22 protein-coding genes are annotated in these 21,335 nt (G+C 62.5%); 13 read left to right on the top strand and 9 right to left on the bottom strand.

What is annotated here, in order from left to right; translation table 11 throughout:
• The first annotated feature begins 3 nt into the window (after positions 1 to 3).
• Genes FF80_RS20390 through FF80_RS20375 form a run of 4 tightly spaced genes read left to right on the top strand, consistent with a single transcriptional unit; the run spans position 4 to position 4,798 of the window.
• Positions 4 to 1,275, top strand: coding sequence for an AAA family ATPase (locus FF80_RS20390; RefSeq protein WP_035103739.1), 1,272 nt, complete (start codon positions 4 to 6; stop codon positions 1,273 to 1,275).
• 30 nt (positions 1,276 to 1,305) lie between these two features.
• Entirely contained in the window at positions 1,306 to 2,793 is a 1,488-nt protein-coding gene (locus FF80_RS20385) for a CpaF family protein (protein WP_035103737.1), read from the top strand.
• Positions 2,790 to 3,764, top strand: coding sequence for a type II secretion system F family protein (locus FF80_RS20380; protein ID WP_035103735.1), 975 nt, complete (start codon positions 2,790 to 2,792; stop codon positions 3,762 to 3,764). Before FF80_RS20385 ends, FF80_RS20380 begins: the two co-directional genes overlap by 4 nt.
• 17 nt (positions 3,765 to 3,781) lie before the next feature.
• On the top strand, positions 3,782 to 4,798 hold the full coding sequence (locus tag FF80_RS20375) for a type II secretion system F family protein (protein WP_035103733.1): 1,017 nt from the start codon (positions 3,782 to 3,784) through the stop codon (positions 4,796 to 4,798).
• 59 nt (positions 4,799 to 4,857) lie between these two features.
• Here FF80_RS20375 and FF80_RS20370 read toward each other — a convergent pair whose 3' ends face one another.
• On the bottom strand, positions 4,858 to 5,616 hold the full coding sequence (locus FF80_RS20370; protein ID WP_160172867.1) for a tetratricopeptide repeat protein: 759 nt from the start codon (positions 5,614 to 5,616) through the stop codon (positions 4,858 to 4,860).
• Between the two features lie 142 nt (positions 5,617 to 5,758).
• Between FF80_RS20370 and FF80_RS20365 the strand changes: the two genes are divergently transcribed.
• Both FF80_RS20365 and FF80_RS20360 read left to right on the top strand, forming a co-directional pair.
• Entirely contained in the window at positions 5,759 to 7,111 is a 1,353-nt protein-coding gene (locus FF80_RS20365) for a leucyl aminopeptidase family protein (RefSeq protein ID WP_035103728.1), read from the top strand.
• Positions 7,112 to 7,167: 56 nt separating this feature from the next.
• Entirely contained in the window at positions 7,168 to 8,109 is a 942-nt protein-coding gene (locus FF80_RS20360; RefSeq protein ID WP_035103726.1) for a helix-turn-helix domain-containing GNAT family N-acetyltransferase, read from the top strand.
• Here FF80_RS20360 and FF80_RS20355 read toward each other — a convergent pair whose 3' ends face one another.
• From FF80_RS20355 to FF80_RS20345, 3 genes are all read right to left on the bottom strand, one after another.
• A complete protein-coding gene (locus FF80_RS20355) occupies positions 8,110 to 8,790 on the bottom strand; it encodes a YqaA family protein (protein WP_081917579.1) in 681 nt (226 codons plus the stop codon).
• Between the two features lie 96 nt (positions 8,791 to 8,886).
• On the bottom strand, positions 8,887 to 9,846 hold the full coding sequence (locus FF80_RS20350) for a glyoxylate/hydroxypyruvate reductase A (protein ID WP_052153809.1): 960 nt from the start codon (positions 9,844 to 9,846) through the stop codon (positions 8,887 to 8,889).
• A gap of 78 nt (positions 9,847 to 9,924) precedes the next feature.
• Positions 9,925 to 10,671, bottom strand: a complete 747-nt coding sequence (locus FF80_RS20345; RefSeq protein ID WP_035103724.1) for a cytochrome c family protein — start codon at positions 10,669 to 10,671, stop codon at positions 9,925 to 9,927.
• A 260-nt stretch (positions 10,672 to 10,931) separates the two neighbouring features.
• Between FF80_RS20345 and FF80_RS20340 the strand changes: the two genes are divergently transcribed.
• Entirely contained in the window at positions 10,932 to 11,756 is an 825-nt protein-coding gene (locus FF80_RS20340; protein WP_035103721.1) for a prephenate dehydratase, read from the top strand.
• 91 nt (positions 11,757 to 11,847) lie between these two features.
• Here FF80_RS20340 and FF80_RS20335 read toward each other — a convergent pair whose 3' ends face one another.
• A complete protein-coding gene (locus FF80_RS20335) occupies positions 11,848 to 12,411 on the bottom strand; it encodes a hypothetical protein (protein WP_152558452.1) in 564 nt (187 codons plus the stop codon).
• A 145-nt stretch (positions 12,412 to 12,556) separates the two neighbouring features.
• Here FF80_RS20335 and dapD point away from each other — a divergent pair, with 145 nt between their 5' ends.
• The 4 genes from dapD to FF80_RS20315 all read left to right on the top strand — a co-directional run bounded on the left by dapD (position 12,557) and on the right by FF80_RS20315 (position 15,878).
• The gene (dapD, locus tag FF80_RS20330; protein ID WP_035103717.1) at positions 12,557 to 13,399 is read left to right on the top strand and encodes a 2,3,4,5-tetrahydropyridine-2,6-dicarboxylate N-succinyltransferase; all 843 of its coding nucleotides are present in this window, start codon (positions 12,557 to 12,559) and stop codon (positions 13,397 to 13,399) included.
• Positions 13,400 to 13,591: 192 nt separating this feature from the next.
• Positions 13,592 to 14,758: a succinyl-diaminopimelate desuccinylase gene (gene dapE, locus FF80_RS20325; protein WP_035103852.1), complete on the top strand. Its 1,167-nt coding sequence runs from the start codon at positions 13,592 to 13,594 to the stop codon at positions 14,756 to 14,758.
• On the top strand, positions 14,755 to 15,297 hold the full coding sequence (locus FF80_RS20320; protein WP_035103715.1) for a hypothetical protein: 543 nt from the start codon (positions 14,755 to 14,757) through the stop codon (positions 15,295 to 15,297). Before dapE ends, FF80_RS20320 begins: the two co-directional genes overlap by 4 nt.
• Before the next feature lie 14 nt (positions 15,298 to 15,311).
• Entirely contained in the window at positions 15,312 to 15,878 is a 567-nt protein-coding gene (locus FF80_RS20315) for a hypothetical protein (protein WP_035103713.1), read from the top strand.
• On the opposite strand, the gene truA is transcribed toward FF80_RS20315, so the two are convergent.
• The 3 genes from truA to def all read right to left on the bottom strand — a co-directional run bounded on the left by truA (position 15,875) and on the right by def (position 18,170).
• Positions 15,875 to 16,612 (bottom strand): tRNA pseudouridine(38-40) synthase TruA, encoded by a 738-nt coding sequence (gene truA, locus FF80_RS20310; RefSeq protein WP_035103711.1) that lies wholly within the window; start codon positions 16,610 to 16,612, stop codon positions 15,875 to 15,877. The genes FF80_RS20315 and truA overlap by 4 nt on opposite strands.
• 2 nt (positions 16,613 to 16,614) lie before the next feature.
• On the bottom strand, positions 16,615 to 17,535 hold the full coding sequence (fmt, locus tag FF80_RS20305; RefSeq protein ID WP_035103709.1) for a methionyl-tRNA formyltransferase: 921 nt from the start codon (positions 17,533 to 17,535) through the stop codon (positions 16,615 to 16,617).
• Between the two features lie 119 nt (positions 17,536 to 17,654).
• Positions 17,655 to 18,170: a peptide deformylase gene (gene def, locus FF80_RS20300; RefSeq protein ID WP_035103707.1), complete on the bottom strand. Its 516-nt coding sequence runs from the start codon at positions 18,168 to 18,170 to the stop codon at positions 17,655 to 17,657.
• Positions 18,171 to 18,294: 124 nt separating this feature from the next.
• Between def and FF80_RS20295 the strand changes: the two genes are divergently transcribed.
• Together FF80_RS20295 and FF80_RS20290 are read left to right on the top strand one after the other, a co-directional pair.
• A complete protein-coding gene (locus tag FF80_RS20295; protein ID WP_052153808.1) occupies positions 18,295 to 19,707 on the top strand; it encodes a DNA recombination protein RmuC in 1,413 nt (470 codons plus the stop codon).
• Between the two features lie 78 nt (positions 19,708 to 19,785).
• A complete protein-coding gene (locus tag FF80_RS20290) occupies positions 19,786 to 20,280 on the top strand; it encodes a hypothetical protein (protein WP_035103706.1) in 495 nt (164 codons plus the stop codon).
• A 215-nt stretch (positions 20,281 to 20,495) separates the two neighbouring features.
• Here the strand turns inward: FF80_RS20290 and recR are convergent, their stop codons facing one another.
• The gene (gene recR, locus FF80_RS20285; RefSeq protein ID WP_035103847.1) at positions 20,496 to 21,092 is read right to left on the bottom strand and encodes a recombination mediator RecR; all 597 of its coding nucleotides are present in this window, start codon (positions 21,090 to 21,092) and stop codon (positions 20,496 to 20,498) included.
• Positions 21,093 to 21,335: the final 243 nt, after the last annotated feature.

Genomic DNA, 21,335 nt, shown 5'->3' with positions numbered 1-21,335 from the left:
ACGATGAGTTTTCTCTCTCCCGAAAAAACCAAGAGCGAAGAGGCCGCGGCCGAGATTTCCGCTGGTGCCCGGCTGATCCCGCGCATCACCATTCAGGCCTTTTGCGAGCATTCCCAGACCGCCCAATTGGTGGAAAGCGCCATTCACGACCGGCGCATGTCCAAGGTGGCGCTCACCACCCATAATGGCGGCATCGAAGGTGCGGTGGAGACCTACAAGTCCAACCCCACACCCAATCTGATCATCGTGGAAACCGCGCTCTCGCCGTCCGAAATCCCGCTGGCGCTGGAGCGGCTGGCCGAAGTCTGCGACGCCTCCACGCGGCTGATCGTGCTTGGCCATGTCAACGACGTGCCGCTCTATCGCGAACTGATCCGCTCCGGCGTCTCCGAATATGTAGTGTTGCCCGCCACCTCGGGCCAGATCGTCTCGGCCATCACCGATCTGTTCGCTGCCGAAGGGGGCGCTCCCATCGGCCGCACGATCGGCTTTGTCTCGGCCAAGGGCGGGGCAGGGGGCTCCACCGTGGCGCATAATGTTGCCTGGGGCATTGCCACTGCACTGCGCCAGGATAGCCTCATCCTCGACATGGACCTGGCCTTCGGCACCGCCGGGCTCAATTACAACCAGGACCCTCCGCATGGCCTGGCTGATGCAGTGCTGGCCAACCAGAAGGTCGACCAGACCATGCTGGACCGCCTGATGAGCAAGGCAGCCAACCATATCAACCTGCTCACGGCTCCGGTCACGCTCGATCGCACCTTCGATTTCGAAGAACGCGAATTCGAACAGATCATCGAGATGAGCCAGAACACAATGCCTGTCGTGGTGCTCGACATTCCCCATGCCTGGAATGCCTGGATCCGCCACACCCTGGCGACCGTGGACGAAGTGGTCATCGTGGCCGAACCGGACCTCGCCAATCTGCGCAATGCCAAAAATCTGGCCGACACCATCAAGGCCCTGCGCCCCACCGAGACCATGCCTAACCTGGTGCTCAACAAGATGGGCATGCCCCGCCGGCCCGAAATCAGCTCCGCCGAATTCGCCGCTTCGGTCGAATGCCAGCTATTGGGCGCCATTCCGTTCGACGCGGCCTTGTTCGGCACTGCCGCCAATAACGGGCAGATGATTGCCGAGGTCGCCGCCAACAGCAAGATCAACGATATCTACCGCGCCATCGGCATGCAGGTGACGGGACGGCAGGTGTCTCACGCCGGAGGCAAGTCATCGAGCCTGATGAAGCTGCCTTCGTTCCTCAAGAAGCGGGCCTGATCGGGTTCCGATCGGCCGGATAGGACGAACATGTTTGGCAAGCGCACGACATTTGGTGGCAATACGCCGGGCCTGGCCGAAACACGTCCAGCGCCCAGCGCGCCGCTGCGTTCCGAAGCCCCCGCCCCGCGCCGTGGTGTTGACAGTGACGCCATGTCTGCCCGCATGCGCACGAGCGAGGAGGTGGTCGATGTCCGCACCCCGGTCGATACGCAGCGCGACAAGGATTACTTCCACACCAAATCGGCCATTTTCAGTGCCCTGATCGATTCCATCGATCTGAGCCAGCTCGCCACCATGGATCAGGATGCGGCGCGCGAGGAAATCCGCGACATCGTCGCCGAGATCATCGCGCTCAAATCCATCATCATGTCGATTGCCGAGCAGGAGGACCTGCTTGAGGATATCTGCAACGACGTTCTGGGCTATGGCCCGCTCGAGCCCTTGCTGGCGCGCGACGACATTGCCGATATCATGGTCAACGGCTCCCAGCGTTGCTACATCGAAGTGGGCGGAAGGGTGAAGCTCACCAATGTGCGCTTTCGCGACGACGCGCACCTGATGAATGTGTGCCAGCGCATCGTCAGCCAGGTCGGCCGCCGCGTGGACGAAAGCTCCCCCATTTGCGACGCGCGCCTGCCCGACGGCTCCCGCGTCAACGTCATCGCACCGCCGCTGGCCATCGATGGCGCCGCCCTCACCATCCGCAAGTTCAAAAAAGACAAGCTGACCCTGCCACAGCTGGTCAAATACAATTCCATTTCCAGCGAAGGGGCCGAAGTGCTGCGCATCCTTGGCCGGGTCCGCGCCAATGTGCTGATTTCGGGCGGCACAGGCTCGGGCAAGACCACCCTGCTCAATTGCCTCACCGCCTTCATCGAAAAGGACGAGCGGGTCATCACCTGCGAGGACTCCGCCGAACTTCAATTGCAGCAGCCCCACGTGGTGCGGCTGGAAACCCGCCCGCCCAATCTTGAGGGCGAGGGCGAGATCACCATGCGCGATCTCATCAAGAACTGCCTGCGTATGCGGCCCGAACGCATCATCGTCGGCGAAGTGCGTGGCCCCGAGGCCTTCGATCTGCTCCAGGCCATGAACACCGGCCACGATGGCTCCATGGGCACACTGCATGCCAACAGCCCGCGCGAAGCCCTGAGCCGTCTTGAATCCATGATCACCATGGGCGGCTATTCCCTGCCCAGCCGCACCATTCGCGAAATGATCACCTCGTCCATCGACGTCGTGGTGCAGGCCGCCCGCCTCCGCGATGGTTCGCGCCGCATCACGCACATCACCGAAGTGCTGGGCATGGAAGGCGATGTCATCGTCACCCAGGATATTTTCCTCTACGACATCCTGGGCGAAGACCAGTCGGGCATGCTCATGGGCCGCCACCATTCGACCGGCATCACCAAGCCGCAATTTGCCGAGCGAGCCCGCTATTTCAACGAGGAAGCCAATCTGGTCGAAGCCCTCGAACGCTCCAATATCGAACAGCGCGAACTGCTGGATTCATGACCACGCTCCTGCTCATCATCCTGGCCATGGTCGCGGTCGGTGCCGCCGGCTTTGCCCTGGTCCCTTCCGCGCTGGGCGACAGCACTGCAGACAAGCGGCGCAAGGCCTTCCAGGGCGATCTGCGGGTCAATCGCCTCGAAGTGGATGCGGCGCGCAGCCGCGATCAGCGCCGCAAGAGCGTACAGCAAGCGCTCAAGACCCAGACAGACGCGCTCAATGCGAAGAAGCGTCTCACGCTGCCCCAATTGCTGTTCCAAGCCGGCATGACCATCAAGCCGGCCGCCTTCATCCGCAACAGCATCATCCTGGGTGTCGTGCTGTTCCTCATCCTGGTGTTGGTGCAGGTGCCATTCTACTTCGCCGCCATCTTTGCCATCGCCGCGGCCTATCTGCTGCCGCGCTTCTATGTCGGCCGCAAGCGCCGCAAATATCAGGATCAATTCCTCGATGAATTGCCCAATGCCGTCGAAGCCATTGTGCGTGGCGTCAAGACCGGTCTGCCGCTCAACGATTCCATCCGCGTCGTCGCCAAGGATGCCAAGGACCCGGTGAAATCCGAATTCGCCCGCGTACTCGATCAGCAGGCCTTCGGCATGTCCATGACCGAGGCGGTGCAGGTGCTGCTCGACCGCGTACCATTGCCCGAGGTCAATTTCTTCGTCGTGGTCATCACCGTGCAGCAGCAGGCCGGCGGCAATCTGAGCGAAGCCCTGGGCAATCTGGCGCGCGTGCTGCGCAACCGCAAGAAGATGAAGCAAAAGGTCAAGGCCATGTCGTCCGAGGCCAAGGCATCCGCCGGCATTATCGGCTCGCTGCCTTTCGTGGTGGGCATTCTGGTCAGTGTGGTGTCGCCCCGCTATCTTGAGCCGCTGGTCACCACGTCGCTGGGCCATATCTGGCTGGGCATTGGCGCGATCATGCTTTCCGCGGGTATTTTCGTCATGAAACGCATGGTCAAATTCGACTTCTAAGCGCGGGGGAGCATGTCATGAACATCGTCGAAATGCTGACCCAGCGGGAATCGCTTATTGCCATTCTGGCGGCTATTTCCGCCGCCGCCATCGTCTATACTTTCGGCTCGTCCTTCATCGTCAAATCGGAAATGAAGACGCGCATCCGCCGGGTGGCGCTGGAGCGCGACAAGATGCGCGCCGAGGAAATGGCCCGGTTGCGGGGCCTCGCCTCCAATGGCGGGGAAGGGCGCGGCTCCATCAGGCGGGCCGGCGAAACCAAGTCCTACATGAAAAAAGTGGTCGAACGTTTGGACCTCAAAAAGGCATTCCAGGACGATGCAACCGTCGACAAGCTCGCTATGGCCGGATTCCGCGGGCAAGGGCATCTGACGACGTTCCTGTTCATGCGCCTTGCCACTCCGATCGGTGTATTTCTGTTTGCCGCGCTCTATCTGATGGTACTCGCGCCCGGCGGCCGCCCGCTCTATCTCAACCTGGTTTACTCCATCGGTGCGGGTATCGTTGGCTCTTATCTGCCCGTACTGCTGCTCAAGAACACCACGAGCAAACGCCAATTCTCCATTCGCCGGGCCTGGCCAGACTGCCTTGATCTGCTGCTACTCTGCGTTGAGGCGGGCATGTCGATGGAACATGCCTTCAAGCGCGTCGCCAGGGAGATCGGCCAGCAAAGCGCCGAGCTGGCTGAAGAGCTGACCCTGACGACGGCCGAACTGTCCTTCCTTGAAGATCGCACGCGCGCCTATGACAATCTGGGCCGCCGCGTCGGGCTGGACAATGTGCGCTCGGTAATGACTGCGCTGATCCAGGCCGACCGCTACGGCACCTCAGTGGGTCAGGCCCTGCGCGTCATGGCCGAGGAAGGCCGCGAAGCGCGCATGATGGAAGCCGAGAAGAAAGCCGCCTCCCTGCCGCCCAAGCTGACCGTGCCGCTCATCCTGTTCTTCCTGCCAGTGCTGTTCATCGTCATCCTGGCCCCGGCCGCGATCAAGATTTTCGGCCCCGGCGGCGCAGCAAGCGGCGGTATGGGCTAGGCGATTTTCGGCGAAGCACCGTCTTGCCTGATCTGCAGGCCGCCTTCGAGCTACCCGGCCTAGCTCTTTGCAACCGCGTCCCAACGGTTCTGCTGGGTCAGCATTGAGCGGACATAGGCCATATTGCTCTCGACCTGGTCGGGTGGCAATTCGGCGGCGTAGAGCTTGCGCGCTTCATCGAAACGACCCTGCAGGCCCACGATCAGCGCCAGGTTTTGCCGTATCTTGCTGGTTGCGCCCGGCATTTGGGCGGCGCGGCGCAAATGCTGTTCGGCGGCGCCCAACTCATTGGTCATGGCATAGGACAGGCCCAGATTGGCCGCGATCGACGCCTCGCCCGGCGCCATGACAAGTGCCTGGCCATAAACCTGCCGCGCTTCGGCATTGCGCCCCAATTGGTCCAGCGCCGCCCCCTTGACCAGGAGCGCATTCCAATCCGGCGCATCGGGCCGGATTACCCGCTCCAGTACGCCCAGCGATTGCTCGAACCGCCCGTCCGCAGTCAGCGCCTTGGCATAGGCCACTGCAATGTCGGGGTCATTGGGATAATGGCCGACGCCTTGCTCGAGCGCCGCCACGGCCTGTCCGCTCTGTCCGGCAGCGCGTAACGCGGCGGCATAATGAATAATGGTAGCCTTGTCCTTGGGATTGGCGCGATAGCGTGCCGTGAGTTCGGCAATGCCCAATTGCGGCTGCCCCGCCGCATAGCCCGGCGCGGGGCCCCTTGTAGCGGTGCAGGCCGAAATCGCCACCAAGGCCGCGCCAGCAAGCAGCACGATGCGCAAGGGCTTGAACAAGGGGGACAATGACGACAGCACGCTAGGCACTCCTCGGGCAGTCTCGCCCGCCTCGAGCAATAAATCATTAACCCTAACAGCCCGTTAAAACGGCATTTCGGCCGTTGTGGGCGCAGGGCCCGCCCACTACAAATGCACACACAAATCCCTGCCGGAGCCCGCCATGTCGCAAGCCCAATCCCTGCCCATCATCGTCATTGAAGAGGGGCGTCTTGACGCGGCAAATCTCTCGCCGGCACACCTTGCCTGGGCTGCGGCCAACAGCTTTTCCGGCCAGCGCGGACGCTTGCTGGCGCTGCCGGGCGATGATGGCGCAGTGACCGGCTATCTTTTCGGTATTGGCGAGCCCGCCAACCGCTCTGCGCTGGTCATGGGCCTGGCCGGCGCGACGCTGCAGGCCGGCGACTATCACCTCGAAGGCGCCTTTGGCGACCCGGTCCTGGCCGTGGCCGGCTTTCGTCTGGGCGCCTACCGCTTCACCCGGTATCGCAAGGCCGAACCCGCGCCAGGCCTCGTCCCGCCGGCCGGCGCCGACATCGCCGAAATCGACCGTCTCGTGGAAGCCGCGATTCTCGCCCGCGATCTGGTCAATACGCCCACCAACGATCTTGGCCCCGACGCTTTCGAAGCTGCTATCCGCGACTTCGCAACCACCAGGGGCATGAGCGTTTCGTCCATTGTCGGCGATGACTTGCTCGCCGCCAATTTCCCGATGATCCACGCCGTCGGTCGCGCCGCGCCCCAGGCACCCCGCCTGCTCGATTTGAGCTGGGGCCGCGACACCGATCCAAAGGTGACGTTGGTAGGCAAGGGCGTTACCTTCGATACCGGCGGGCTCGACATCAAATCGGCCACCGGCATGCTGCTGATGAAAAAGGACATGGGCGGCGCCGCCAATGTGCTGGGCCTGGCTCACGCCATCGTCTCGGCCCGCCTTGCCGTGCGCCTGCGCGTACTCATACCGATCGTTGAGAACGCTATTGCCGGCAATTCTTTTCGCCCCGGCGACGTGCTGGCCTCGCGCAAGGGTCTCACTGTCGAAATCGGCAATACCGATGCGGAAGGCCGCCTGATCCTGGCCGATGCGCTGGCCCTCGCCGACGAGGAAGGCCCGGATCTGCTGATCGACATGGCCACCCTGACCGGCGCTGCCCGCGTCGCGCTCGGCCCCGATTTGCCTGCGCTCTACTCCACCGACGACGTCCTGGCGCGCGATCTGATGACGGCTGGCCTGCGTGCTGACGATCCGCTCTGGCAGATGCCGCTCTGGTCGCCCTATGACGGCATGATGTCATCCAAGATCGCCGATGTGAACAATGCCGGCAGCGGCGGCTTTGCCGGCTCCATCACTGCTGCCCTGTTCATGCGGCGCTTTGTCAGCAAGGCCAAGGCCTGGGTCCACCTCGATATCATGGCCTGGGCTCCCGAAGCCCGTCCTGGCCGCCCCCAGGGCGGCACCGATCACGGTATCCGCGCCGTCTATGGGGTACTCAAGCAGCGCTATCCGGCAAGTTAATTGACTTGGACAGCTATTTAGTTGACTATATCAACTAGTCAGCGGGGCCATGAAATATGTCCATCAGTGCCGATGTCGCGGAGGTTCGTGCCTTCAACCGCTTTTACACGCGCGTGATCGGCCTGCTCGAAGAAGGCATGCATAAGAGCCCCTTTGGCCTGGCCGAAGCCAGGGTGATCTACGAACTGGGCAAGCGAGGTCACGCCACGGCGGCGATCATAGCCGATACTCTCGATATGGACCGCGGCCAAATGAGCCGGCTGACATTGAAACTCGTCGATCAAGGTGTGGTCGCTGTACTGCCCCGGGCTACCGACAGGCGCTCGTCACCCTTGGCCCTGACCCCAGAAGGCGATGCGGTCTATCGTCGCTTCAATGAAATGAGTGATGCCGCCATTGCCAGTGGTTTATTGGAGCCTCTGGACGAGTTCGGCCGCCGGGATCTGCTCGACGCTATGCGCCGCATCCAGTCGCTCCTGGCCGAACCAGATCCGGCTGAGCCGATGCTGTTGCGCCCCCACCGCGTCGGGGAACTGGGCTGGCTCGTGCATCGCCAGGGCCTGCTCTATCATCTCGAGCAAGGCTGGAATAGCGAGTTCGAAGCGCTGATCGCCCGCATCTATTCCGAATACGAGGCCGCACCAGCCACGCCGCCCAAATCGCTCTGGGTCGCCGAAATGGCGGGGCAGGTGGCCGGCTCGCTCTTTATCGTCCCATCGGCCGCCGATCCGGCCGTCGCCCAATTGCGCATGCTCTATGTCGAACCCGCCTTCCGCGGCCACGGCATCGGCAAGCGCCTCGTTGAGGAAGCCATCCGCTTCTCTCGCGCCTCCGGCTATTCCAGCATCCTGCTCTGGACTCAGGACTGCCTTACGGCCGCCCGCAAGATCTACCAGGCCGCCGGCTTCACCCTCGAACGCGAAGAGCCCCATCGCTCCTTTGGCGCCGACCTGAACGGGCAATATTGGCGGCTGCCGCTTAAGCGCGGAATACGGTAGTCAGCCCTCCGGCATGGCGTCGGGCGTCGTGGTGTCCATCGCCTCGATCACGCTGCCCGTTTCTGCTCCACCCTTGGGGAACACCAGCGGCGCAGCGGCAAAGCCGACAATCGTCAGCGCCACCAGCGCCCAGCCGGCAACAATTTTGTGCTTTTCGATGAAGTGATTGGCCGCTGGGCCGAAGAAATAGAACAGTCCGCAGGGCACGAAATAGCGCGCCGTCCTGCCCACCAGCCCGTAAAAGACAAACGTCCACAGGTCCAGCCCCGCCACCCCGCTGGTGATGGTCACCACCTTGTACGGAATGGGCGAGATCGCGCCGATCAGGATCATCAGCGGGCCATTGTCGTTAAAGCTCTGCATCAGCGAGGCGAAGCCGTCGCCTGCGCCATAGAAGGCGATAATGGCGCGGCCCACTGTGTCGAACAGGAAATAGCCCACCGCATAGCCGGCCAAACCACCCAGCACCGAGGTCACCGTGCAGATCGTCGCCAGCCGCCACGCCCGCTTCCGGTCGGCGATGATCATCGGCGCCAGCATAATTTCGGGAAAGATCGGCAATATGCTGGCTTCGAGGAAGCATAGCAGCCCCAATATCGGTTCGGCCAGCCGGTGCTTGGTCGCCAGCTTCAGGCGGTCGTAGAACTTGAGTTTCTGCGGCTGCGTTGTGGCGTCCGTCATAGGACCTCTTTGCCTCTTGCTGGGCCGGGCGGCACCAAATCGTTGCGGGAATGTCAGGTTCAGCTGCCTCTGGGCGCTTAGCCAATAACAATCGCGTCAGTAGCCGCGTGTCCGATCCACCACATTGATCAATGGCTTGCCCGCCTCATGCTCGGCAATGATCCGCGCATAATACGCAACCCCGGCCGTTTCGCTGGAAATCGCCGCGATATGGGGGGTGATGTAGCAATTTTCGATTCCCCAGAGCGGGCTGTTGGCGGGCAGGGGCTCGGTTTCGAACACATCAAGGCTTGCCGCGCCCAGCGTGCCGTCGGCCAGCGCCCGCACGATATCGGCCTCTCGCTGATGCCCGCCCCGCGCCGCATTGATGATCACCGGCCCGCCTTCGAGCCCGCCACGCCGTAGCTTGGAAAAGGTCTCGTAATTGAGAATGCCCGTGGTTTCAGGAGTCAACGGCAGCAGATTGACCAGGATGTCCGTGCCCGCCAGGAACGCATCGAACTGCTCTGTCCCGGCAAAGCCTTCCACGCCCTCGATCGCTTTGGGTGTGCGGCTCCAACTGCGCAGTGCAAAGCCCTGCGGCTTGAGCCTTTTGGCTGCATCCTGCCCCAAGACGCCCATGCCCATTATGCCCACCGCGGTCTGCGAAGCGGCCGGGGGATAGAGCTGGTCCCAGCGCCGCGCAAACTGCGCCGCCCGGAAACGGCTATAGAGCCGCTGATGCATGGTGACATGAGCCACCACATAATCGCTCATGCGCTGGCTCAGGTCCTCGTCGACAAACCGCACCACCGGCACGTCCGGCAGCTCGGGATGCTTGAGCAGCGCATCCACTCCTGCGCCCAGCGACAGGATAGCCTTCAGATTGGTCAGCCCGTCAAACGCCGCAGGTTTGGGCTTCCACACAAAGATGTAGCGGATGTCCTGGGGGTCGAAGGCTTCGCCCTGCCGCACCACGGGGTAGGGCGCCAGTGCGGCGCGCAATTTGTCGGCCCAACTGGCCTCATCCACATCGGACAGGTGCAACAGCAGCATGATCGTCAGCCCTTTCGACAAGACAATGCCGCGTCCCGTTGGGAACGCGGCCTGATTGTTTCCGCTCCCTGCGGGGCGCGGCCATTGTCGGCCCCGCTATTAGCCGGGCGGCATAAGCGTATTGATCCGGGCCGGTGCATCGGTCTCGGCCGGCGCTGCTTCAGCGGGCGCTGGCTCTGCTGCCGGTTCGGCCGCGGGTGCGGGTTCGGCAGCCGGGGCAGGCTCAGCAGCAGGTGCAGCCTCTTCAGCGGGTGCCGTGTCGGCCGGTGCAGCCTCTTCAGCAGGCGCTGCTTCTTCTGCGGCCGGGAATGGCACGGGGCTAGCCGACAGCGTCTGCAGATAGGCCAGGATATCGGCGCGTTCCTCGGCGGTGCGCACACCGGCAAAGTTCATCTTGGTGCCGGGGACATAGTCCTTGGGAGCGGCCAGGAAGTGGTTGAGATTCTCGTAGGTCCAGGTATCGCCGGCGTCATGATGCGCCTTCATCCCGTCCGAATAAGCGAAGTCGGGCACGCTACCTTCAGCGCGACCCACCACATCATAAAGATGCGGACCGGTCTTGTTGGCCTCGCCCTCGCCGAAATTGTGGCAGGACTGGCATTTCCGCGCCGCCGCTGCGCCGCGCTCGGCACTGGCGCTGGCCAGGAGCGTCCCCAGCGGCACCTCCGGTTCGGCTGGACCGGCTTCGGCCGCCGCCGTGGCCGGCTCAGGTTCGGGCAGGGCATAGCCCGGGCCCCGGTCTTCGATGGGATGATAAATGGCTTCGGCAACGAGACCGACACCCATGACAAACAACAGGGTGCCCAGAACGGCGCCCATGATCTTGTTAAGCTCGAACGAATTCATTTGGTCTTCCTGCCGGTCCATCCCCTGCGGACGTCAGCCGTGCCACCCAACTTTCGATTATCCCACAAGGAAATCGCCTCAACGGAGGGGCCCGACGCGCGCGGAAGATAGTCGCAAAAAGGCGTGAGGTGCAACAGGGCAAAGCCCGGTTGCGACAATTCCTCCATCCTCTTCGGATGCACCGTGCCGGCTATGGCCGAATTGACACCCGATCCGCCGGGGTTCAAAAGCCTGACGCCGATAGACCGATGGACAGTGTCATGACGAAAAAGATCGCCTTCCAGGGTGAGCCAGGCGCCTTCAGCCACGCCGCCGCCGCCAATGTGTTCCCCCATGACGAGGTGATCGGCTGCGTCACGTTCGAGGAAACCATTGCCGCCGTGCAAAACGGCAAGGCCGATTTCGCCGTTGTGCCCGTGGAAAACTCGCTCTATGGCCGCATCACCGATATCCACCATCTGCTGCCCGAAAGCGGTCTTTTCATCATTGGGGAGACCTATCTGCGCGTCGAGATGAACCTGCTCGCTGTGCCTGGCGCCACGCTGGACGATATCAAATCTGTGCAGTCGCTTTCTGTGGCTTTGGGTCAGTGCCGCAAATTCATCTCCGATCACGGTTTCCGCACCATCAATGCAGTAGATACAGCCGGCTCGGCCCGCGAAGTCGCCGAGAAGGCCGATAAATCCGTCGCGGCCATCGCCTCCCGTTTTGCAGGCGAGATTTACGGCCTCAACGTGCTGGCCTCCAATATCGAAGATGCCGAGCACAATACCACCCGCTTCCTCGTGCTCTCGCGCGAACAGCAGGACGCCGCCCCCGGCGACGTCAAGACCACTTTCGTCTTCCGCGTCCGCAACGTGCCCGCCGCGCTCTACAAGGCCATGGGCGGCTTTGCTACCAATTCCATCAATATGACCAAGCTCGAAAGCTACATGGTCGGCGGCGCCTTCACCGCCACCCAATTCTACGCTGATATCGAGGGTCACCCCTCCGACATCGGCGTGCAACATGCTTTCGAGGAACTGGGTTTCTTCACCGACTATTTCCGCGTGCTTGGTGTGTATCCCAAGAACGAGCTGAAGTAGCACGTCTTTAGAGGGATACCCCCTCCTAACGCCCCCCTGATAGGGGGAGGCAAGGAGGGGGTACTCCGATCCCGCAGTGGACCCGCCGGCCTCAGCCCTGCCCACGATAATCCTCGATCAGCCGCCAGCACCCATCAAACGGCTCAAAGCTGAGCACTCCCGGCTCGCCGATCCGTTCCACGATCTCGCCCTGATCGTCTCCGCCCGACGAATTGCCGTCAAAGCGCACATGCTGCCAATCCACCGCCCATTGATTGGCCTGGCTCTGGTTGAATTCCATATCCAGATATTCCAGTTCGACATCCGGGTTACTGTCCCAGGCCTGCATCGAGGCGCGGCTGACCCAATAATAATCCATCATGCCGATCGGAAAATCGGCATAATCCTCGCTCGCCACCGTGCTCGTTGCCCCGTCTTTCACGACGGTGATTTCGGGCGCGCTGTATTTGAGGCGCACCGCATCGGAAATCGCCATGGCGCCCATCAGCGCGCTAAAATCCTCTTCCTTGCAGGCCGCCGCCGCCGTTTCGAGCGCATAAGTGTCGGTCTCGCTCAGCGCTGCCGCTGCTTCTCCATGGATGCGGGCCGCCTGTGCCTGGCCCCCAAGCAGTCCAAAAGCCATCGCCACGCCAATAGTCACTGCTTGTTTGTTCACGCCATGCTCCCTCGGGCAAGTGGTTCTGCCGCAATTGTTTAGCCGCGCCTTTGCGGCGGGAAAAGGGCCTAACCACCGCTCCGAGATTGACACTATCCCGCTCCCCGCTATGGTCCGCCCAAACGCCCAAGAGGATGATGAACTGATGTCGCACGCCGATCTCGCCGCCACAATCGACGCCGCCTTCGAGGCCCGCGCAGAGATCAACATCTCGACCAAAGGCGAGGTACGTGAGGCCGTCGAGACGGCTTTGGCTCTGCTCGATAGCGGCCAGGCCCGCGTCGCCGAAAAGATCGACGGCAAATGGCAGGTCAATCAATGGCTCAAAAAGGCCGTGCTGCTCTCTTTCCGCCTCAATGACAACAAGCTCATCGAAGGCGCGCCGGGCGGCTCCTCCTATTGGGACAAGGTGCCCACCAAGTTTGAAGGCTGGGGTGAAAATCGCTTCCGCGAGGCCGGTTTCCGCGCCGTGCCCGGTGCCGTGGTTCGCCACTCGGCCCATATCGGCAAGGGCGTCATCCTCATGCCCAGCTTCGTCAATCTGGGCGCTTTCGTTGATGAAAACACCATGGTCGACACCTGGGTCACCGTTGGCTCCTGCGCCCAGATCGGCAAGAATGTCCACATTTCGGGCGGCGTCGGCATTGGCGGCGTGCTCGAGCCGCTCCAGGCTGGCCCCGTCATCATCGAAGACAATTGCTTTATCGGCGCGCGTTCCGAAGTCGTCGAAGGTGTCGTTGTGGGCGAAGGCGCGGTGATCTCCATGGGCGTCTTCATCGGCGCCTCCACCAAGATCGTCGACCGCGCCACAGGCGAAATCCATATCGGCAAAGTGCCGCCCTATTCGGTCGTCGTCTCGGGAAGCCTGCCTGGCAAACCTCTCCCCAACGGCAATCCCGGCCCCTCGCTCTACTGCGCTGTCATCGTCAAAACCGTCGATGCCCAGACCCGCAGCAAAACCGGCATCAACGAATTGCTGCGCGACTGACACGTCCGGCCTTGGGAGGCCTCGGATACCGCCAATCATCCGCTGGCGGGAATTCCGCGAGTCACCTAAACTTAGCGCGCCGGACATTCCGGCCCGGCTGTGTCGTCTTGCTCCCTGGGCGGCGATAGCGCGGGTGACAGCAGTCCGATGGCCAATCCGGCCCGTCTGATCATCAACCGGTGGGATTGTCTCGTGACTGACATTGCTGCGGACGACCCTGTCCAGCTTCTCAAGGCACTGATCGCCTGCCCCTCGGTCACCCCCGAAGCCGCCGGCGCGCTTGACCTGCTTGATAAGTCCCTCACCGGCCTGGGCTTCGCCGCTACGCGCCTGCGCTTTGAGGGCGACGGCTCCTATCCGGTCGACAATATCTTCGCCATCCGCGGCAATGCCGGTCGCCGTCTACTGTTCGCCGGTCATACCGATGTGGTGCCTGCCGGCGATCTCTCCGATTGGGCAGCCGACCCCTTCACGCCACGCGAGGCCAACGGCAAGCTCTATGGCCGCGGCGCCGCCGACATGAAATCGGGTATTGCCGCCTTTGTTGCCGCCGTCGCTGCCATCCCCGCCGATGCCGGCACGATCATGCTCGCCATTACCAATGATGAAGAAGCCGACGCCATCAACGGCACCGACAAGCTCATGGCCTGGGCTGCAGCGCAGGGGCACAACTTCGATTTCGCCATCGTGGGGGAACCCAGCTCGGCCACCCTGCTTGGCGACAGCATCAAGATTGGCCGGCGCGGCTCCTTTTCCGGCCTCATAACTGTCGAGGGCATCCAGGGGCATGTCGCCTATCCGCATAAGGCGAACAATCCCCTGCCCACGCTGGCCCGCATCGTCGCCGCGCTCAGCGATACGCCTATCGATCAGGGCACGGAGCATTTTCCCGCCAGCAATCTCGAAGTCACCACCATCGACGTCGGTAATCCCGTTTCCAACGTCATTCCGGCGCGTGGCACACTCCGCTTCAACATTCGCTACAACGATCTTTGGACGCCCGATACCCTGGCCGAATGGGTGCGTGACCGTATCGCCGGCGTCGATAAAGGTGAGAGCAAGGTGCGCTTCGAGATAGCGGGCACGCCTTCGCGCTCTTTCCTCTCCCCGCTGAGCGCCGATGTGGAAACTCTCGCCAGCACCATCGAATCGATCACCGGCCGCCGCCCCGAGCTTTCGACCGGCGGCGGCACATCCGACGCCCGTTTCATCGCCCAGCATGGCCCGGTGGTCGAATGCGGGCTTGTCGGCCCCTCCATGCACAAGGCCGACGAACACATCGCGCTCGATGACCTCACCGGTCTCACTGAAATCTACCGCGCCTTCATGACACGCTTTTTCGCAGGGCCCGCTGCATGAAGCTCTGGGCCGCCCTCGCCAATGCCTTTGCCGGCTGGATCAGAATCGCCCGCGGCGACGCCGATTGGCGCGCCCATTTCGCTTTCACCGCGCCGGGGTTGGTCACGGCGATCCTGATCTACTTCTTCTTCGCCTTCCTCGCGGTGGCCTTTGCCTCGATGAATATCGGCATGCCGGGCCTGCCCGGCATTGCCAGTGCACTCATCGTGCAGGGCCTGTCGCTGGCCGCGTTGGCCCTCGCCATTCAGGGTACCAAGGCGGCTCTCAAGTCTGCCCAGCCCATGCTCGATCTCATGGTGCCGGGCACTTATGTGCTGGTTTTCTACCTGCTTGCTGGCGCGATACTCTCGCTGATCGGCGGCCCGGTCCTGCTGCTGCTCTGGATCGCGCTGGGCTATCTGCTCTATCGTCTGGCCCGTGTGGCGACCACCTGGAGCCTCGGCATTTCCCTCGCCTTTGCAGTTTTGACCGTGCTGCTGCTTGTCGGCATGCCGGTGACGCTTTACATGCTGTCCAACCCTGCCACTCCTCCCATCTAGCCCCGAGACAGCTTTTGGCCCAATCGACCTCGACCTTTCTCGAAGAACTGATGAACGCGGCACGTGGCTGCTTTGCCCTGCTGACCGGTGATCGGCAGGCGCCCACCTGGTTCGATTTCAGTCAGCGCGGCCTTATCGGCAGTCTCATCGCCACCACCATCGCAATTGGCCTGGCCGGCTTCGGCCCGGTGCTGATCGGTGTGCCGCTGCCCGCGGGCGCCGCCACCCAATCCATCGTCGTCAATGCCGTGCTCTTCGCTGCGCAAGCGGCCACCGGCTTTGTCGCCCTGCGCCAGATGGGCCGGCAGGATGGCTTCATACCTTATCTGGTTGCGTCCAATTGGGTCACCCTGGCTTCGGCCGTCTTGCTGCTGCTTTCGACGCTATTGGGGCCGCTGGGCGTCGTCATACTCGCCCTCGTGGTCATCCTGGCGCTGGCGACCTTCATCAATATCGGCCGCTTCATCGTCACCCTGACGCCGTTGCAGATCGGTATTCTGTTCGTCTCGCAAGCCGTCGGAGTGTTCCTGGCGCTGGCCGTCGTGGCGATCCTTTTCGTCCCGCCAACCCCAGCGGTCTAATAGTCTACCCGCGTCAGGTATAGCCCATCCGACGGCGCCATGGCGCCACACCGCTTGCGATCCCTGGCATCCAGCGCCGCCCGTAGATCCCGCGGCTTCCACTTGCCTTCGCCCACCAGCTTGAGCGAGCCCACCATGGACCGCACCTGATGGTGCAGAAAGCTCCGTGCACTGGCCGTGATCACGATATGCTCTGTCTCCCGCCGTACCGCAAAAGCGTCGAGCGTGCGCAGCGGTGACTTGGCCTGGCATTCCGCTGAGCGGAACGTGGTAAAGTCGTGCGTCCCCAGGATCATCCCGGCGGCATGGTCCATCGCATCGGCATCGAGCGGCATGGGCAGGTGCCACACATGATTGCGCTCGATCACCGGCGGCGCCCGCCGGTTGAGGATGCGATATTCGTAATGCCGCGCTTTGGCCGAAAACCGTGCCTCGAAATCATCCCCCACCGCCTCGGCGAGGATGATCGCCACCGGGTCGGGGCGCAAATGATAATTCAGTGCCTCGCGAATGCGGAACGGGTCCCAGCCCTTGCTGAGGTCAAAATGTACCACCTGGCCCAGCCCATGCACGCCCGCATCGGTCCGCCCCGCCGCTTGCGTCGTCACGGCTTCGCCAGAAAACCGTTCGATTGCTTCTTCCAGCGCCTGCTGCACACTCGGCCGGCTCGTCTGCCGCTGCCAGCCAGAGAACGGGGTTCCGTCATATTCCACTGTAAGCTTGTAGCGCGGCATGGCTACTGGACGATCCCCGGCATGGTCCCAACGCCGCGCAGGAACGTCGCCGCATCCATGGCCGACTTGCCCTCGCGCTGCACCTGTACCAGACGTACGGCGCCACTGCCGCAGGCAATGGTCAAATCCCCCAATACGCTCCCCGGCGCCCCCGATCCCTGGGCCAGGCTCGGCCGCAACACCTTGACCCGCACCGGCTTGCCGCCCAATTCCACCTCGAACCAGGCCCCCGGAAAGGGCGACAGCCCGCGAATATGGTTATGCACCTCGCTTGCCGGCCGCGACCAGTCGATCCGGCTTTCGGCCTTTTCGATCTTTTTGGCATAGGTCACGCCGTCTTCGGGCTGCGGTTTGAAATCGAGGCTCCCCCGCTCCAGCGCTGCCAGCGCCCGACCCATCAGGTCCGCACCCACCCGCATCATCTGGTCGTGCAATTCGCCAGAAGTCATGTCCGGCCCAATGGGAATGACCTCGCCCAGAGCCACCGCGCCGGTATCGAGCCCCTCATCCATTTGCATTACCATGACGCCGGTCTGGCTATCGCCCGCCATCACCGCCCGCTGGATCGGCGCAGCGCCCCGCCAGCGTGGCAGGAGCGATCCATGCAGGTTGAGACACCCCATGCGCGGCGCCTCGAGGATCGCCTTGGGCAGCAGCAGCCCATAGGCCACGACAATGGCGACGTCTGCATCATGCAGCGCAAACACACCCTGTTCATCCAGCCCCTTGAGCGAGCGGGGCGTAAACACCGGAATGCCAAACCCCTCGGCAGCCTCATGCACCGGCGATTTGCGCTCGGCCTGCCCGCGCCCTGCCGGCTTGGGCGCCCGCGTATAGACCGCCACCACTTCGTGCCCCGAAGAGACGATCTCGGTCAGCGTGGGCACGGAAAATTCGGGCGTACCCATGAATACGACGCGCATAGACAACTACTCCGGTGGCACGACCTCCCCTTCGACAAGCTCAGGATGAGGTCTACGGGATAGGCCGCACTGTCTCAGCAGACCTCATGGTGAGCCTGTCGAACCACGAGGTCGTGGCACTACCCAGCCATCCGCTTGGCAGCCTTATCAAATTTCTTGATCACCCGATCGCGCTTCAGCCGGCTCAGATAATCGATATAGAGTACGCCATCGAGGTGATCGAGTTCATGCTGAATGCACACGGCCAGTTTCCCCTCGGCATCCCGGGTGACTTCCTTGCCATCCAGATCGGTATATTTCACCGTTACCGCATTGGGCCGCTCCACCTCGTAGAACAGCTCGGGAATGGACAGGCACCCTTCCTCGGTCACCTGCATTTCCTCGCCGAACTTGGTGATTTCGGGATTGATCAGCACCATCGGATCAGGCGTTTCCCCTTCGGGCGCTAGATCCATCACCACGATGCGCTTCATCACCCCGATTTGCGGCGCGGCCAGGCCAATGCCTGGCGCGTCATACATGGTGTCGAGCATGTCCTTGGCCAGCGTCTTGATCTCGTCATCGACCTCGATGATGGGGTCGGCAACGGCGCGCAGGCGCGCATCGGGAATGACAAGAATGGGGCGGATAGCCATGGGTGAATGTCCAGCGAAACAGGATTTGCCTTTCGATATGGTATTTTCCGCCTCTGGGTCAACTCCAGGGGACCTTCGCGTCTAGAACATTTCGCGAACAGGCGAATCGGCTTAAAAGATTCGGATGGATACTCTGCTTTTCACCATTGGCGATGTGCCGGTCACCACGGCCCAGGCCGCCATCGGCGCAGCGGCTTTGGTCGCGCTGCTCATCGTTGGTCTGCTGCTGGGCGCCATGCGGGCCAGCGCCCGCCGCGCCGAGGCGGCCGGCCAATTTGCGGCCGAGCAATTGCGCACCAGCTTCCTCGAACAGCTCGCCGATCGCGACGCCCGCATCCAAGCGCTGGACCATCAGGTGCGCGTCGAGCGCGAGCGGGGTGTTGACCTGCTCGACAAGGAACGTGAAAAAACCGCTGAGCTGTTGACCGAAGTTTCGGCCCTGCGCGCCCGCATGGCCGAACAGGCCAAGCAGGCAGAGGCGAACCTGGCCCGCTTCCTCGATGCCCGCCAGCAGATGACCGACGAATTCAAATCCATCGCCGGCGACGTGCTCAAGAGCCATAGCGAGACGTTCACCAAACAGAACCGCGAGCAGGTCGATGTGCTGCTCAAGCCGCTCAACGACAAGATCGTCGAGTTCCAGGGCGATCTCTCGCGCGACCGCACTACCATGGCCGAGCAGATCCGCGCTCTCGCCGCCAGCAATCTGCAGATCACTGCCGAAGCCAACAATCTCACCCGCGCCCTCAAGGGCAATGCCCAATCCCAGGGTGCCTGGGGTGAGATGATCCTCTCTACCATTCTGGAGCGCTCCGGTCTGCGCGAAGGCGAGCAATTTGTCACCCAGCAGAGCCACACCGCCGAAGATGGTTCGCGCGTTCGCACCGATGTCGAAGTGCTGATGCCCAACAACGACCGGCTGGTCATCGATTCCAAGGTCTCGCTGACTGCCTTTGAGGCCTATACCTCAAGCGAGGACGATACCCGCCAGCAGCATTTGCAGGCCCATATCACCTCGATCCGCACCCATATCCGCACCCTGGGCGAAAAGACCTATCAGCGTCACGCGCAGTCCAAGATGGATTTCGTGATGATGTTCGTGCCCATCGAGTCCGCCTTAGCCACCGCCATGCAAGCCGACCCGCAATTGGTGGAATTTGGCATGAGTCGCGGCGTCATGCTGACCACGCCGACCACGCTGATGACCGTGCTGCGCACCGTGCGCAATGTGTGGGACATCGAAAAGCGCCACCAGAATGCCGAGGAAATCGCTTCCCGCGCCGGCAGCCTCTACGACAAGGTCGTGGGGTTCCTGGCCACCATGGACAAGATGGGCACCCATATCGATCGCGCCCAGCAGAGCTTCGCCGACGCCAAAGGCCAATTGTCCGGCAAGGGCAGCGTCGTCCGCCAGGTTGAGATGCTGCGCGAGCTAGGCGCCAAATCCAGCAAGCAGTTGCCTTCCGGCTGGGACGGCGGCGCCGAGGATGTGCGCGTGCTGCGCCTCGTCGGCGAGGAGCCCGGCGACCTCTCCTGACTTTGTCGCATTCCCCTCGAACCTCTGGCCACGCCCCGCGTTGTACAGCCAGGCAACTGTTCAACATGGGAGACGACAATGGCTCAGCATCATGACCATCACGGCACCATGGTGCCGCAACAGACCAATTTCGATAATGCCGACCAGCCTGGCATCGCCCAGCCCTATAGCCAGAGCGAAATCGAAGACCTGCTCTATGGCGATGACCGCCCCGCCATGGAGCGGCTGGCCCGCCTGCGCGAATTGCGCGAAGAAGCGAGTATTCGCGAAAGCGGCGATTGGGGTGATCAGGACCCCGCGGCCATGCTTGACGAACTCGACCGCGCCATCGATGAGCTAAGCGCCACAATCGCCAATGCCGACGATACCAGTGATTATGCTGATCTCGACGCCCCGCTCGACCGCAATCCAGATGATCATCTGGACGCGCTCTCACCTGACGACGAGGAGGCCCGCCAGGCCATCGAAGGCGATCCGGAAGAAGAATTCTTCGAGGAGGACGACCTGGGCCCCATCGAGGAAACCCCATGGGACGGCAGCGACGAATTCCACCCGGAAAAGGATATGCACTAGGCCCGGCTGACTCAGTGGGGAATGAAACGCCGGGCCAGATTTCCATGTCCCATGTCCCATAATAGTTCCGCGATGGTCATGCTGCTGGCCTATAGGCGGCCCTATACTGCCCTCCAGAGGAGGACAGACCATGACTGAACGCGACTCTGCCGGGCAGCCCCGGATACGGACCTCGCCTGGTCGCGCACCGTCGGCCTGTTCAAGCAAGCCCTGGCCTAGATTTCCGTTCGCGCCTTGAGCGCCTGGCTCAGCGTGCCTTCATCGAGATAATCCAGCTCCCCGCCCACCGGCACGCCGTGGGCGAGGCGGGTTACCTTGGCGCCCGATCCGGCCAGCCGATCGGTAATATAATGCGCTGTGGTCTGCCCCTCGACCGTGGCATTGACTGCCAGCACGATCTCGCGGAATTCCGCAGCCCGCGCCAGCAGTGCCTCAATCGTCAGATCTTCCGGTCCCACGCCATCCAGCGGCGATAATACGCCGCCCAGCACGTGATATTTAACCGCCCCAACCCCGGCGCGTTCCAGCGCCCAAAGATCGGCGACATCTTCCACCACGATCAGCATGCCGCTCTCATTGCGGCGCGGATCGGCGCAGATCGAGCAGGGGCTTACCGTATCGACATTGCCGCACACTTCGCAGCTGCGCACCGCAATCACTGCCCGGTCCAGCGCCGCCGAAAGCGGGATCATCAGCTGCTCTTTTTTCTTGATCAGCTGCAACACAGCCCGCCGGGCCGACCGCGGCCCCAGCCCCGGCAACCGCGCCAGCAACTGGATCAATTGTTCAATCTCGGGTCCGCCGGAAGCCATAATGCTCATTTCTTGCCACGACCTCGTCCTTCGACAAGCTCAGGATGAGGTCTACTGTGAATATGGTTCCGCGAGTAGACCTCATGGTGAGCCTGTCGAACCACGAGGTCGTCGCACTATGCCGTCCAATCTACCAAGTCACCCCTCGCTTCCTGGGGGAGGCCGGGGTGGGGGCACTGTGCCACGCCATGCTTCAATACCGAGGAAAGACCCCTCATCTGCCCTTCGGGCACCTTCTCCCTC

The sequence above is a fragment of the Devosia sp. LC5 genome, assembly GCF_000735585.1.
Lineage (GTDB): Bacteria > Pseudomonadota > Alphaproteobacteria > Rhizobiales > Devosiaceae > Devosia.
The sequence above is the reverse complement of the archived record's forward strand: the minus strand, read 5'-3'. Positions and strand labels throughout refer to the sequence as shown.

What these genes read in the sequence shown, in the direction of transcription:
- FF80_RS20390 (WP_035103739.1), top strand. Translation starts at nt 4, where the DNA reads ATGAGTTTTCTCTCTCCCGAAAAAACCAAGAGCGAAGAGGCCGCGGCC.
- FF80_RS20385 (WP_035103737.1), top strand. Translation starts at nt 1,306, where the DNA reads ATGTTTGGCAAGCGCACGACATTTGGTGGCAATACGCCGGGCCTGGCC.
- FF80_RS20380 (WP_035103735.1), top strand. Translation starts at nt 2,790, where the DNA reads ATGACCACGCTCCTGCTCATCATCCTGGCCATGGTCGCGGTCGGTGCC.
- FF80_RS20375 (WP_035103733.1), top strand. Translation starts at nt 3,782, where the DNA reads ATGAACATCGTCGAAATGCTGACCCAGCGGGAATCGCTTATTGCCATT.
- FF80_RS20365 (WP_035103728.1), top strand. Translation starts at nt 5,759, where the DNA reads ATGTCGCAAGCCCAATCCCTGCCCATCATCGTCATTGAAGAGGGGCGT.
- FF80_RS20360 (WP_035103726.1), top strand. Translation starts at nt 7,168, where the DNA reads ATGTCCATCAGTGCCGATGTCGCGGAGGTTCGTGCCTTCAACCGCTTT.
- FF80_RS20355 (WP_081917579.1), bottom strand. Translation starts at nt 8,790, where the DNA reads ATGACGGACGCCACAACGCAGCCGCAGAAACTCAAGTTCTACGACCGC.
- FF80_RS20345 (WP_035103724.1), bottom strand. Translation starts at nt 10,671, where the DNA reads ATGAATTCGTTCGAGCTTAACAAGATCATGGGCGCCGTTCTGGGCACC.
- FF80_RS20340 (WP_035103721.1), top strand. Translation starts at nt 10,932, where the DNA reads ATGACGAAAAAGATCGCCTTCCAGGGTGAGCCAGGCGCCTTCAGCCAC.
- dapD (WP_035103717.1), top strand. Translation starts at nt 12,557, where the DNA reads ATGTCGCACGCCGATCTCGCCGCCACAATCGACGCCGCCTTCGAGGCC.
- FF80_RS20320 (WP_035103715.1), top strand. Translation starts at nt 14,755, where the DNA reads ATGAAGCTCTGGGCCGCCCTCGCCAATGCCTTTGCCGGCTGGATCAGA.
- truA (WP_035103711.1), bottom strand. Translation starts at nt 16,612, where the DNA reads ATGCCGCGCTACAAGCTTACAGTGGAATATGACGGAACCCCGTTCTCT.
- fmt (WP_035103709.1), bottom strand. Translation starts at nt 17,535, where the DNA reads ATGCGCGTCGTATTCATGGGTACGCCCGAATTTTCCGTGCCCACGCTG.
- def (WP_035103707.1), bottom strand. Translation starts at nt 18,170, where the DNA reads ATGGCTATCCGCCCCATTCTTGTCATTCCCGATGCGCGCCTGCGCGCC.
- FF80_RS20295 (WP_052153808.1), top strand. Translation starts at nt 18,295, where the DNA reads ATGGATACTCTGCTTTTCACCATTGGCGATGTGCCGGTCACCACGGCC.
- FF80_RS20290 (WP_035103706.1), top strand. Translation starts at nt 19,786, where the DNA reads ATGGCTCAGCATCATGACCATCACGGCACCATGGTGCCGCAACAGACC.
- recR (WP_035103847.1), bottom strand. Translation starts at nt 21,092, where the DNA reads ATGGCTTCCGGCGGACCCGAGATTGAACAATTGATCCAGTTGCTGGCG.